This window comes from Selenomonadales bacterium 4137-cl, from assembly GCA_032334055.1.
Taxonomy (GTDB): Bacteria; Bacillota; Negativicutes; order Sporomusales; family UBA7701; genus Anaeroselena; species Anaeroselena agilis.
The window spans coordinates 3,851,125-3,864,129 of sequence record JAUOZS010000001.1 but is presented as its reverse complement, the minus strand read 5'-3'; the positions used below and the strand labels follow the sequence as shown (position 1 = coordinate 3,864,129).

Genomic DNA, 13,005 nt, shown 5'->3' with positions numbered 1-13,005 from the left:
GCGGCGTTCACCGCGGCTTGATAATTGATTACTTTTCTTACTTGTTTATTTCTATTATGCCTTTTTTGGCGTAGTCCAAGCTGTACAGCCCGATGTTGGTCCACCGGTATTGTCCGTCTTTGGCCTCGTTGAACCGGTAGATTCTGTAGTAGCCGATGCTGCGGTCTCCGTATGCATCCAGGGCGACAAGGCCGCTTACTCCCCGGAAAACCGCCTTTTGTACATAGGCGGCGATTTTTTTGTTGTCGGCGGCAGCGCCGTTTTCCAGGTAGGCGCAGCCAATCATCCACAAGGCGTCAAAGGCGGCGACCGAGCTTTCTTTAATCTGATGGTGAATTTTATCCGCCAGTTGATAGTTTATGACGTGGTATAAGGGGTCGAAATAATTCCCGTACGCGCTGTAGCCGACCGCTGTCAGCCCGACCCGGGCGGCAACCCCCGCCGCCGTCCCGTCGCTGCAGAGCGCGCCTTGCAGGGCGATACTGTCGGTGCCGTACCAGGGCACGGAATTTAAGTTGCTGTCCGGCTTAAGGCGTAAGATTTCCGTAATTTCATTATAGGCGATCACCAGCACGGCCGTGTTGTCTTCGCCTGCCGAAGCCACCAGTTGTTCGGCCCGCGCAAGCAATTGGTCGAGATTCCCGTCGCCAGCGTTGTAGCCTAACGGAAACACCTTGCCGTCATAGGCGGCGCTGAAGGTCTTCAGCAGGTCTTGGCCGTAGACCTCGTCGCGGTATAAAACAACGACATTTTTAATCCCATCCCGTTTTGCCAGGGAAGCCAATGCCTGCGCCTGATAGCCGTCATTCATGATTAGCCGGTAGATATGGTCCTTTTTGCTGAGCGATGGCGCGGTGGACATCGGCGATATCGCCAGCGCGTCCCGCGAGCGCAGCAACGGCTCCACGGCGGCAAGCTCGCTGCTGCTCACAGCGCCGATGAAGTTCTTCACTCCCTGATCGAGCAATTTCCGGGTAACCGCCTTGGCTGTCTGCGGGTTGCTGGCTGTGTCTTCGACCACCAGCTCGATTTTGATCCCCGAGCCATTGTCAGACGCATACTTGTTGAATGAAGCAGCCGCCAGTTCAAGGACGGCCTGTACTTCTTTACCCTCCAGGGCAGTATCGCCCCGCAGAGGCAGTATCGCACCGACCCGGACCACACCGCCGTTTTTCGCGATCCCGGGTTCGATTGTCCTGATAAACGGAGCGCTGATCGACGGATTGACGTAATGACCCTTGCAACGCCAGTCATAGTTCCCGTTGCCGGTCGCATAAAGCTGATAGCGCATGAACCGAGCGCTCACGGTATCGCCGTTGTCGTCCATGGTGTTGATCAGTCCGTAGGAGTTCCGGAATTCTTTGGCGGTAGCTGTCAACGTCGCCTTCAACGCGTCCACGTCGGCCTCCGGATTTTGGCGGCAAGTCTCGGCGATCAGCCAGAGACTGTCCCAGGTCGTAAGCGCGAAAGGCGAGATGTCCGCCGCGCCGTTTAAGAAATAGTTAATGGAGGGCAATGCGTCGAGGGCAATGCCGTTATAGCCGATACTCAGGCCTTCCATGCGGGCACCGGCGGCAAAAGCGGCCACCGATTTGTCGGCGACAAAGTCTTTGCTGCCGATAATCTCTGCGCCGGCAAACCATTTCATCCCGGCAGCCGGGCTGGCGGGAGATACGCTTTTGACAAATTCGGCCGCCTGCTTACCGGGGCCGATCAACACGATCGCCGTTTTGGCGGGATCAGCCGTTTGCGTCAGCCTGTCAAGCTCGCCCGCCGTTGACACATAATCGGGCGACGACGCAAGGGGGATGCCGCCGAGCATTTGTTTGCCGCTTTTTAAGGCCGCCGTTTTCATCTGCTCGCAAAATCCCCGGCCGAATACGTCGTCGTAGTATACTACGGCAAAATGGGTTACGCCCTCCCTGTCCATGATCTTTATCAGCCCGTCCGCCTGATTCCAGTCGGTGGGAATCACCCGGAAGAAGTTGTCCTTTTTCGAAAGTTCGGTCGCGGTCGCCGAAGGGCTTACCAGCAGGATGGAATGGCCGGATGCGTATTCGTTCAGCACTTTGGCCTCTTCGCTGCTCATGGGGCCGATAGCGATACGAGTCCCCTGTTGGGCCAACGACGCCAGTTCGGCCAGCGCTTTTGCAGGCTTGCCTTCCGTATCGCGAATATCAATTTCCAGCCGCAAGCCTGAGGCAGCCAGATAATGGTTTACCTGACCGACGCCTGCCGCAAGGGCCGCCTGCGCCCCCCGGCCGGCCTCGCTCCAGTCCCCGGATAGCGGCAGCAATGCCCCAATTTTGATTGTCTCTAGCGGCTTGCTGTAACAAGGCTGGGCACCCAGACTTACAACAGCCAGAAATACAAGGATGAATAACCCGTATGCAAGTTTGCTCCGTTTCATCTACACTGCACGCCTCCTAATTTATGCAACGTTTTCCTATAATTTTATTACTTCCTCCCTGATGCAAAATTTTCCTTTACCTTTCACAAATCTGTATTTTTTCCTATCAAAGGATAATAGTGACAGAGAACGAAATAAAAAAAGATAAATATTAGGGGAAACAGGGGAGTACGGGATGCTATTTTTCACAAAACCAATGCAAAGATCGGGACAAATACTGCTCTTGTCGGCAATCGCTTTTTATCTGCTTAATCCGGTTGATGTCCGGGCGTATGCGGCGCAATCGCCGACGGCGCCGGAATATGAATTGGGAACAGTATATGTCACCGGCGCAAAAGAGCAGGTCGATATCGAGAAAGCTCAGAAGACGACCGTCGATGTCAAAGATAAAATCAATGCCGGCCAGATCAATAGCGTTACCGATTTGTTCCGCGATCTTCCCGGGTTTACGGTGCTGTTCAACCCCAATTCGGGCACACAGCCAACGTTGCGCGGCATGGGTGGCGAACGATTTCTGGTCGCTATAAACGGCAATATCCTGCAAAACCAGGGCGGCTTGATGCTGGGCCGCGGGTTTGCCTGGGACTCCATTCCGATCGCCAGCATCCAGAAAGTCGAGGTCATCCCCGGCGCCAGTTCGGCGGCTTATGCCGGGACGTGGGGCGGTGTAGTCAACCTGGTGACGGAAACTGCTCCCGGCAAGGTCCAATCAGACATCAAATACAGCTACGGCTCTTTTGCCACCCGGAAAGTGATCTTCACAAACCAGGGAGCAAGCGACGATGGCAAATACTCCTGGCTGGTCAACCTCAACAAAAACAAATCCGACGGATTTTACCGCAACAACTGGAGCGACGATAAAAACGCGAATCTCAATCTTCGCTATAAGATCAATGCACGGGAAAGTCTCGACTTTTCCATGCTGCATGATATCCGCACAGAGGGAATAATCACGGGGAATAAACCGGGATCGACAAACGGGTACCTGTCCAACTACCCTGTTGTCAACGATCCTCCCACCTTATTCGGCACCGCCGGCTGGCCGTTGACGGACGGCAGCTACCGTTTCTGGCGAGCCAATAACTATTCCGTTAGTTATACCTCCGGCTCCAGCAAGCTGAGCCTGCATCAGAACAACCAGTTCCGGACGGAATGGGGACGTACGGCCCTCAACACCACCCTGCGGCAAATATGGCAATCAAATCTTACCGACCGGGGCGTCGACTGGCAGCAGACATCGACCGCGGGAAACCATAAGCTGACGTATGGGCTTCAGTATCAAACAATGAACTATGACCTGACGTCGTATCAATCGCTGTTGAAAACGGATTTCAACGGACTGTTTTTCCAGGACAACTGGCAGATCGATCCGAAGTGGATCATCGGGCTGGGTGCACGGTATGACTATTCCAAGTTTAGGATGGATGTATTCGATGCCACGCTGCCCCAGAAGCCATGCAGCAGCGACGCCAATTATTTCAGCCCGAAGCTAAGCATAACCCACAACATCAGCGACCGGGAAACGGTCTACGCCAGCGCCGGTTCGGTCTTCCGCCCGCCGACCCCTGCCGATTACTTCCGGTGGAGCTACAATTACTTCAACTGGGATGCCGGCAGTACGGCACGGCAAATATCGGCGGCGCGCGGTTTCGCCACCCAGGCGGAGTGGCAGCAGGCTTTCGGTACGCTCAATCCTGAGCACGGCCGGTCTTATGAGGTGGGCTGGCGCAAGCAGGCGACCGACAGGCTTTCCTGGAGGGTGACCGGCTATTATATGGACATCGATAACTATATCAACATTTATATTTCACGCTTTACCACCCAGGGCTATTATCCTACCTATAATGTCGCCAACGCGAAGATCCGGGGCCTGGAAATGTCGTTTAATTACGATTCCAATCCGCACTTCAGCACAATCGTAACCGCTTCGCGCCAAAAAGGAAGCAAAGGCGGCGATAATCTCGACGCCAGCACTTTGCTGAACAATTTGCCCGAATATACCTTTTCCTGTGGCTTCCATTACAAAAATAGAAGCTTCCGGGCTGCCATCGATATGCATTACACCGGCGAGATGACGGCCGCCGGGCGCAGTCTGCCCGGCTATACAACGACCGATCTGTCGTTTCAGCTAGAAAACAAGCGCTCTGTTTTCAGCCTGGCAATCTGCAATATTTTCGACAAATATTACTTTGAAGCCAACTACCCGATGCCGGGAAGAACGTATTCCCTGTCCTGGCATTACAAACTGTAGGCTGGATAAGTTGGCTCGGCGCTCAATGGAGGTATGTATATGGAGTCGTTATCTGCCGCACTGGCCGTCTTCCAAAAGGGAGGCTTGGTCATGTATCCTTTGCTGTTATGCTCGATAATTGTGATGGCTATCGCCATCGAGCGGTTTCAGGCATACCGCCGCGCCGATACCGATGCCGACGCGCTGTTGGCGAAGCTGGGACCTTTACTGGCGCAGGGCGATAACAACGGGGCCCTGGAAGTATGCCGGCTGGCAGACGGCGTAATCCCGGACGTTTTGGCGGAAGGGCTTAAGCATCCACACTTAAATAGCCACGGTCTGGAAAACATGCTTTCCGGCGCCGCGTCGCTGGCCGCCGCCAACCTGCGCAAACGGCTGGGGATTCTGGATACTATCGTGACTTTGGCTCCGCTGTTGGGCTTGTTGGGCACGGTTGTTGGCATGATCTCGTCGTTCAGCGTTATGAACATAGCCTCCGGCCAGCCGCGAGCCATCACGGGAGGAGTGGGCGAGGCCCTGGTGGCCACGGCGGCGGGGCTGTGCGTCGCGGTGCTGGCGCTTGCCGTGCACAGCTATTTCGTTTACCGCCTGGATGCGATTGTTACCGATCTGGAAAGGGGCTGCACCTTTCTCCTGACCGCCATGAACCGGAGTGAACGGCATGAAACTGCGTAACCTGCGCATCGAGCGGACCCCAAAATTGATGATTATCCCGATGATCGATATTATCTTTTTCTTGCTGGTGTTCTTTATGATGAGCACTCTGTATATGGTGGAACAACGGTCATTGCCGCTTAATCTGCCGGCAGCCGCGACCACGCAGACCGAATTAACCAAAAACACGGTTATAACGATCACCAGCGAAGGCCGGATACTGATCGACCGGGAGGATATTCCGCCGGAGCTTTTCAGGCCACGCATACAGGCCCTGCTGGCGCAACGGGGGGACCCCGCCTTTTTGCTGCGGGCTGACAGGCAGACCGAGTATGGAAGGATAGTCACCGTGTTGGATGAGTTAAAGGCGTTGGGGGTCCGGCGAGTAGCCGTGGCTACCGGGCCGCCCCCGAGGGAACATTGATGGTTCGGCAAACCGTCTGGCGAAAAGCGCTGCTCCTGTCGTGCCTTATACATCTTCTGCTGTTCGGCATGGTTGGGTTTTGGAGCGGCAAATTGCTTTTTAACCCGCAGGCGCCGCAAACCATCGAGTTGGAATTGATCGATGTGCCTACTACGGGCGACAAGCCCGAACGCAAGCCTTCTCCGCCTGCGGCGGAGAATCCCCAGGCTGCGAAGGTCGTCATCAGACAGGTGGCGAAATCTCCGGAGCACACGGTTGACCCAAAAGCGGTTGCTGACGATGTCTTCCCCTCACAGCCCGGGATGAGTGCCGCCGGCAGCGGCGAAAAAAATAAGTCTGCCGGCAGTGCCGCGCCCGGGGCAATAGGTAGGCAGGCCGCCAAGGGCGTCACCGGGCCGAGGGTTCTGTCCCGAGTCGAGCCTCGCTATCCGGAAGAAGCGCGGCAGTCCGGTGTGGAAGGCAGCGTTGTCGTCAAGGCGGAAATCCTGGAGACCGGCCATCCCGGGGAAGTATCGATTGTTAGCTCGTCCGGCAGCAAGCTGCTGGACGACGCCGCCGTCCAAGCGGTAAGGGAATGGCGCTTTATTCCTGCGCACGAAACCGATTCGAGGCAGGCGATACGCTGTTTTTCGAAAATAGCGGTGGTCTTTAAGCTGAGATAGCCGTTCGGAATAAAAAAATTGACGGTCCGTGCAACAGCTGCGGAGAAAGACTATGGACACCGGGATTTTTCGGTGTCCATAGTCTTTCTCTTATTTGGCGGGTGATTCGTGAAGTGCTCTTTTTTGCTACTATTAGAATTTGGTTTGCGCACCTATCATGTTGGTGCCACCCAAGTCTCCGCCCAGGTGCGCAAAGTTGACTTCCGTGTCCTTTCCTACCTTTATGCCTATGCCGAACGTCAAGTTCCTTTGGTAGCAGCCGGCCCTAAGCGTTATTGCATCGCTTGCCTTATACTCCGCCCCAACGCAATACGCCCGTTCTATTTCGTCGGTCGCATCATAAATATCGGCGGCGATAATTGTTTTATTGTCCGGGCGATAGGCAATACCCGGGCGGTAGTTACGAATCATATAGCCGCCGTCCAAAGTCGTCGGCCTATTAAAGTCCTGCACCAATAAGCCGCAAGACCACTTATTATTTTTATAAAACAGGCTGGCATCCAACCCCGTAAAGTGTTTTGATTCTGTTTGGCCGTTAAGGGCTGTCTTCTCGACTACTTGCCTTATATTTGTCCCTATTGCCAGGTTATCCGTGATTTTGGCGCCATAGGATAAAACATACCACTCCTGATTATAGTTTTGGCCTTGAATCAGGTAGTTCATGGCGGCCCTGTCTTTAACATAAGTCAACCCGATTGCCCCGTTTTTTACCGGGGTGGTCACTTCGACAATATCTATATAGTTTATCAGTTCGCGGTTGTTTGTTATGTGTTGTATATTGGCCTGAGTTTCTTTGGTAAAGGCAATTCCGGCTGGATTCCAATATACGGCATTTACATCATCCGCTACACCAATAAAGGCTCCCCCCATACCCATTGCCCGCACTCCGTAACAGGCGGAAACCGGCGCCTGATTTACAGTACCGACAGCCAGTGCGACGGCAAGCACAGCAAATATTGTTCTCTTTTTCACTCAAAAGCCCCCTCCCAAGCAAATAAGCATTAACAGTCCGTGCAGGCACTGAAATAAATAGATAAATTCTCCAAACTCCGTATTAATCCTGTTTTCGAACAAAAACCCGCCATTTTTACAAATATGCGGGGCTTGCTGACATCGCTGCGCCAGCTTCAGTATATGGCCCTTTTCCATGTGCACCGTATCTGCCGATCAGAGGGCAGCAGTAGCAGCGGCCGCCCAGCCGGGGATACGGTCGACGAGTGGGAGCAGAGCATGGAGCGGGGCGGCGAAATGCTCTTGGTCGGAGCGCCGCTATCCTGTTTGGGGAAAAGGCGCGTGCAAGACTGGCGACAACCGGGAAATAAGAATCGCTGGATGGCATCCGCCAGACTGCCGGCATATTTTGGTACAGAGGAGGAATAGGAGCATGTCTTTTTTTCTAAGCCAAAACGAGCTTTATCGGGGTTACGATATCGGCGACTGGACCTATGGCTCGCCTACGATTTTCTCCTGGGATGAAGGAGCAACGTTAAAAATCGGCCGCTTTTGTTCCATCGCTGACGGCGTTGAAATCATGCTTGGCGGGGAGCATCGTTCCGACTGGGTTACCACCTATCCATTCAGTGCAATTTGCGAGCAGGCCCATTGTTTCCCAGGCCATCCAAAGTCGAAGGGCGACGTCATTATCGGAAATGATGTTTGGATAGGAAGTAAAGCGCTCATTCTGTCCGGCGTCAGAATTGGCGATGGTGCCGTCGTCGGCGCACATAGTGTCGTGGCCAAAGATGTCGCCCCGTATTCCATCGTGGCGGGTAATCCGGCCAGGTTGTGCAGGTTGCGGTTTGACGAGCAGGTAATTAAGAAGTTGTTGAAAATTGCCTGGTGGGAATGGCCTTTTGCAAAGATCATGGAAGCCTGGCCCTTATTATTGTCCAGTAACATTGACGATTTTATCAATGCTTACGGTTAAGCACGCTCATGCAAAGATCAACCGGTCACAAAAACCGCCGCGCCAGCTTGAGCATCCGCCCCTCTTCCAGATGCACCGCATCGGCCGGACAAAGCTCCTGGCAGCAATAGCAGCGGATGCATTTGCCGTAGTCGATGCGGACTTTGCCGTCGGTTACGGTCATAGCCTCAGGGGGACAGTGGGCGGCGCAGCGGCCGCAGCCGACGCAGGCGGCGCCGATTTCCGGCCGGGCGGTGAGGTGGCTGCGGCCGAAGGCGGCCGCCCAGCCGGGGATACGGTCGGTCAGCGACAGCATGGTGCGGGGGGCGACGAAGTTGAGCCGGATGTCCTTGGCGCTGCCGGCGAGGTCGATGCCGGCAAGAGGGGGCGTGAGACCGCGTTCGCAGGCGAGGGCGGTGAGGGGCAGGCGGGCGGGGTCGAAGCCCATGATTTCGGCCATGACGACGTCGACGGCGAAGCAGTCGGCCCCGGCGAGGAGAACGCCGGCGTGAACCGGTTTGCCGTTGCGCGGGCCATTGCCTTCCATGCCGACAACGCCGTCGACGATAGATAATACGGGCTGTACGAGGTTGGCGAGGTCGATGAGCATGGCGGCAAATTCTTTGCGCGCCTGCATCCGCAGGTGAAACTGGGCCTTCTGCATGCCGACGACGAAGCCGAACATGTTCTTGGCCGCGCCGGTGATGCCCATGAAGGTGTGGGTTTTCATCTTGGCGAGGGAGATGACTTTATCGGCCTCGGCCAGGGGCCGCGCCAGGGTGAATTTTTTGACGATGCCGCCAGCGGGATAAGGAAGGTCGACGGTGGCTTCGAAGGGAACGAGGGGAACGTCTTCCTCGCGGCAGACGGCGAGGAGACCGCATTTCTCGGCCGCTTTTAGGGTACCGGTAGTGCCGGGCGAGTCGCCGACGACGGGGGTGGCCCCGCCCGCCTTGACGGCGCGGAGCACCGCCCGCAGGATCTCGGGGTGGGTGGTGACCGCCTTTTCGGGGGGCAGGCCTTCGAGCATGTTGGGTTTGACGAGCACTTTGTCGCCGGGGGCGATAAAGCGCGCCACGCCACCGAGGAGGCCGAGCGCTTCGGCGAGGCCGCTTTCCACCGCGGCGCGGTCGTAGCTGGCGACGCTTACGGCCGCTACTTTCATGGTTGTCACCCCCTGGGGTCAAATCTTGGCGAGCATTTCGCCGGTTGTGACGATGCGGCAGTATTCGCCCGCGAGGTTGGCGAGCGACATGGCGTGGACTTCGGCGGCGCTCCGGAGGCGGCCCTCGTAGTCAGGGCGGGCGAAGGTAAAGGCGGCGTCATGGACGAGCCAGGTATCGAAGCCGAGGTTGCCGGCCATGCGCACGGTGGCTTCGACGGAGTTGTTGGTGATGACGCCGCAGACGACGAGGCAGGCGGTGCCGGCGGCCCGGATGGTTTGTTCGAGGCCGGTGCCGATGAAGGCGCTGTTGACGTTTTTGACGACGACTTGTTCGCCGGGCTGAGGCGCGGCACAGGGCTTGAATTCGCAGCCGGGCTGCCCGGGACGGTAGGTGGAGCCGGGCTCGGTCGACTCGTGTCTGACATGGACGATTTTGCGTCCGGTGCGGCGCCAGGCGGCGAGCAGGGCGGCGATGTTTTCCTCAGCCCCGGGATTGTTGCGGGGCCCGTGTTTGGCCCATACGGGGTCGTCGATGGCTTTCTGGACATCGACGACGAGCAGGGCGGCGTCCGCGGGCAGACGGTTCACAGGAATTTGCCCCGCAGGTACGGCTCGGGCCAGTCGGTCTCCTGGCCGAGCACGAAGGCGGCCTTGAGGGGCCAGTAGGGGCTGCGCATCAGCTCGCGGCCGAGGTAGACGAGATCGACGCCGGCTTTGACGACTTGCTGGGCCTGGATGGGTTCGGTGATAAGGCCGCCGCCGATGACGGGCAGGCCGGTTTTTTCTTTGACGGTGAGGGCGAAGGGTATCTGGTAGCCGGGGTAGGCCCGCGGGACGGCGGGGGTGACGGCGCCGGAGCTGACGTGGACGATGTCGATGCCTTCGCCTTTAACGAGGTTGAGCATGGCGGCCATGGATTCGGGGGTGTTGCCGCCTTCTTCCCAGTCGGAGGCCGAGACTCTGACGATTATCGGCATGGTGGCGGGAAGGACGGCGCGCACGGCGGCGACGACCTCGCCGAGCAGGCGGGCGCGGCCCGCCGGGGAGCCGCCGTAGCCGTCGTCGCGTTTGTTGCCGAGGGGTGAGAGGAACTGGCTGATGAGGTAGCCGTGAGCACCGTGGATCTCGACGGCGTCGTAGCCGGCGGCGGCGGCACGGCGGGCCGCGGCGGCGAAACGGTCGACGATGGCGGCGATTTCGGCCGCGGTGAGGGCGTGGGGGGTGCGGTGTTTGTCGCTGAAGGGGATGGGCGAAGGGGCGACCGGTTCGAGGTAGTCGACTTCGCTTTTGCGGCCGGCGTGGTTAAGCTGGACGGCGATTTTGGCGCCGTGCTGGTGAACGGCGGCGACGATGCGCTCCAGGCTGTCGCGCTGGCCGTCGTTCCACAGCCCGAGGTCGCGGGCGGTGATGCGGCCGCCGTCCTCGACGCCGGTGGCTTCCTGGATGATGAGTCCCACGCCGCCGACGGCGCGGGTGACGTAGTGGACGAAGTGCCAATCGGTGGCGAGGCCGACGCGGCCGGCAACGTAGTTGCACATCGGCGGCATGACGATACGGTTTTTCAGGTTTAGCCCCTTGGCGGTGAACGGGGTGAACAGCATTTTATATTACCTCCTTCGGGTTTGCTTTCTGTTTCAATATTTCCGGACGGAGGGTTTTTATTCCTGTTTCCGGCTGACACTCTGCGGGAAAACTTCTATAATGGATGTGCGCCGGGAGGATATCCACGTCCGGCGCAGAAGGAGCAGTCATGAAAATAAATAAGGTCAGCGCCGGCCTGATGATGTTCCGGCGGCGCGGCGGCACGCTGGAGATCTTTCTTGCTCATCCCGGCGGGCCGTATCTGAAAAATAAGGACTGGGGCTACTGGGGCATCCCCAAGGGCGAGATCGAGAGCGGGGAGGAGCTGCTGGCGGCCGCCGTCCGCGAGTTCGCCGAGGAGACGGGGCTGACGGCGGCGGGCGATTTTATGCCGCTGGGTTCGGTGGTGCAGGCGAGCGGCAAGGTGGTGCACGCGTGGGCGTTCGAGGGCGATTGGGAGGAGGAGCGCGTTCCGGCGAGCAATCTTTTCCCGCTGGAGTGGCCGCCCGGGTCGGGTCGCCAGCAGTGGTTCCCGGAGATCGACCAGGCGGCTTTTTTTCCCGTGCCGCTGGCGATGCGGAAGATCAACCGCGCGCAGGGGGAGTTCATCGTCAGGCTGCAGACACTGCTGGCGAAAAGCCGTTAATCCGCAATAAAACAGATAGGTGTTATCAACCGCCGGTATGGGCACACTAATACCCGAAAGGGGTGGTGATCGATGTCCCAGAAGTCCGACAGCAGCCGCGAGAGTTCCGTAGCGGTCGACCAGGACGTGCTGAACGGCGAGGCCTGCGTAAGATGCGGGTTCAAGTGCATCGAAGGGTGCTCGTAGAAAGCCCGGGGAGAAATAACGATGGCTGAGGATAAGAATAAAGACGCGCAGGACAGCCCTGTGCAGGGCGATTTCGCCACTTTCTCCGGTTTCGAGGCGAAGTGCAGCAGCAAGAGCGGCAAGAACTAAACCGTGAAGTAGCCGACAAGGGTGGTAGTGCGCCACCCTTTTCGCTTTTTACGGGCAGGGAATTATTTTCCGGCAGCGAATTAATTGCATTAGGCAGCGGCGCGGCAGCGCGCTGCGGTACGGTATCAATATTCGAATGGGAGGAAACGTCCATGGCTAAGCAGAAGGTGACTATCCCCGCGCTCAAGGAAATGAAGGAGCAGGGCAAAAAAATCCGCATGGTTACGGCCTACGATTATCCCACCGGCATCCTGGTGGACAAGACGGACATCGAGCTGATCCTTGTCGGCGATTCGCTGGGTATGGTGGTGTTGGGCTATGACGGCACGGTGCCGGTGACGATGGAGGAGATGATCCACCATTGCAAGGCGACGGTGCGCGGCGCGAAGAACACTCTGATTGTCGGCGACCTGCCGTTCGGCTCGTATAATATGAGCATCAGCGACGCGGTGTATAACGCGACCCGGATGATGAAGGAGGGTGGCGCCGACTGCATTAAGCTGGAGGGCGGCCTGCCGGTGGTGGAGACGGTAAGGGCGATCGTCAACGGCGGCGTCCCGGTCATGGCCCATATCGGCCTCACGCCGCAGACGGCTTCGGCGCTCGGCGGCTTCAAGGTGCAGGGCAAGGACGCCGCGGCGGCCGAGCGGATGATCAACGAGGCGCTGAAGCTGGAAGAGGCCGGCGCGTTTGCGATCGTGCTTGAGGCTATTCCCGCACCGCTGGCGGAAATCATTACCAAGAAGCTTACCATCCCGACAATCGGCATCGGCGCGGGCGTCCACTGCGACGGCCAGGTGCTTGTCACCCACGACCTGATCGGCCTGTTCGACCGGTTCGTGCCGAAGTTCGTCAAACAGTACGCAAATATCAGCCAGGATATCGTGGCCGCCTTCAACGCTTACGCCGAAGAGGTCGCGACCGGCAAGTTCCCCGGGCCGGAGCACAGCTTCACGATGAAGGACGACGTGCTCAAACGGCTTTATTAGCC

At 57.7% G+C, this 13,005-nt stretch carries 12 protein-coding genes; 7 read left to right on the top strand and 5 right to left on the bottom strand.

Features of this window, described 5'->3' with window-relative positions; all coding sequences use genetic code 11:
- Positions 1-37: 37 nt before the first annotated feature.
- On the bottom strand, positions 38-2,410 hold the full coding sequence (locus Q4T40_19930) for an ABC transporter substrate-binding protein (GenBank protein ID MDT8903503.1): 2,373 nt from the start codon (positions 2,408-2,410) through the stop codon (positions 38-40).
- Between the two features lie 175 nt (positions 2,411-2,585).
- Here Q4T40_19930 and Q4T40_19925 point away from each other — a divergent pair, with 175 nt between their 5' ends.
- The 4 genes from Q4T40_19925 to Q4T40_19910 are packed head-to-tail and all read left to right on the top strand — an operon-like array spanning position 2,586 to position 6,401.
- Complete coding sequence (locus Q4T40_19925) at positions 2,586-4,661, top strand: TonB-dependent receptor (protein MDT8903502.1); 2,076 nt, start codon at positions 2,586-2,588, stop codon at positions 4,659-4,661.
- Between the two features lie 39 nt (positions 4,662-4,700).
- Positions 4,701-5,336, top strand: coding sequence for a MotA/TolQ/ExbB proton channel family protein (locus Q4T40_19920; GenBank protein ID MDT8903501.1), 636 nt, complete (start codon positions 4,701-4,703; stop codon positions 5,334-5,336).
- Entirely contained in the window at positions 5,323-5,739 is a 417-nt protein-coding gene (locus tag Q4T40_19915; GenBank protein ID MDT8903500.1) for a biopolymer transporter ExbD, read from the top strand. Before Q4T40_19920 ends, Q4T40_19915 begins: the two co-directional genes overlap by 14 nt.
- Positions 5,739-6,401 carry an energy transducer TonB gene (locus Q4T40_19910; GenBank protein MDT8903499.1) on the top strand — a complete coding sequence of 221 codons (663 nt, stop codon included), beginning with the start codon at positions 5,739-5,741 and terminating at the stop codon, positions 6,399-6,401. Before Q4T40_19915 ends, Q4T40_19910 begins: the two co-directional genes overlap by 1 nt.
- A 132-nt stretch (positions 6,402-6,533) precedes the next feature.
- Here the strand turns inward: Q4T40_19910 and Q4T40_19905 are convergent, their stop codons facing one another.
- Positions 6,534-7,373 carry a hypothetical protein gene (locus tag Q4T40_19905; protein ID MDT8903498.1) on the bottom strand — a complete coding sequence of 280 codons (840 nt, stop codon included), beginning with the start codon at positions 7,371-7,373 and terminating at the stop codon, positions 6,534-6,536.
- Between the two features lie 412 nt (positions 7,374-7,785).
- On the opposite strand from Q4T40_19905, the gene Q4T40_19900 reads away from it, so the two are divergent.
- Positions 7,786-8,328, top strand: a complete 543-nt coding sequence (locus Q4T40_19900) for a CatB-related O-acetyltransferase (GenBank protein MDT8903497.1) — start codon at positions 7,786-7,788, stop codon at positions 8,326-8,328.
- A 25-nt stretch (positions 8,329-8,353) separates the two neighbouring features.
- Here Q4T40_19900 and Q4T40_19895 read toward each other — a convergent pair whose 3' ends face one another.
- From Q4T40_19895 to Q4T40_19885, 3 genes are read right to left on the bottom strand one after another with little or no spacing between them, the layout of a single operon-like run.
- On the bottom strand, positions 8,354-9,472 hold the full coding sequence (locus Q4T40_19895; protein MDT8903496.1) for a DUF362 domain-containing protein: 1,119 nt from the start codon (positions 9,470-9,472) through the stop codon (positions 8,354-8,356).
- 18 nt (positions 9,473-9,490) lie between these two features.
- Complete coding sequence (locus tag Q4T40_19890) at positions 9,491-10,060, bottom strand: cysteine hydrolase family protein (GenBank protein ID MDT8903495.1); 570 nt, start codon at positions 10,058-10,060, stop codon at positions 9,491-9,493.
- Positions 10,057-11,073, bottom strand: a complete 1,017-nt coding sequence (locus Q4T40_19885) for an NADH:flavin oxidoreductase/NADH oxidase (GenBank protein MDT8903494.1) — start codon at positions 11,071-11,073, stop codon at positions 10,057-10,059. Before Q4T40_19885 ends, Q4T40_19890 begins: the two co-directional genes overlap by 4 nt.
- A gap of 149 nt (positions 11,074-11,222) precedes the next feature.
- On the opposite strand from Q4T40_19885, the gene Q4T40_19880 reads away from it, so the two are divergent.
- Both Q4T40_19880 and panB read left to right on the top strand, forming a co-directional pair.
- Complete coding sequence (locus Q4T40_19880) at positions 11,223-11,699, top strand: NUDIX domain-containing protein (GenBank protein ID MDT8903493.1); 477 nt, start codon at positions 11,223-11,225, stop codon at positions 11,697-11,699.
- A 467-nt stretch (positions 11,700-12,166) separates the two neighbouring features.
- The gene (gene panB, locus Q4T40_19875; protein MDT8903492.1) at positions 12,167-13,003 is read left to right on the top strand and encodes a 3-methyl-2-oxobutanoate hydroxymethyltransferase; all 837 of its coding nucleotides are present in this window, start codon (positions 12,167-12,169) and stop codon (positions 13,001-13,003) included.
- The last annotated feature ends 2 nt before the right edge of the window (positions 13,004-13,005 follow it).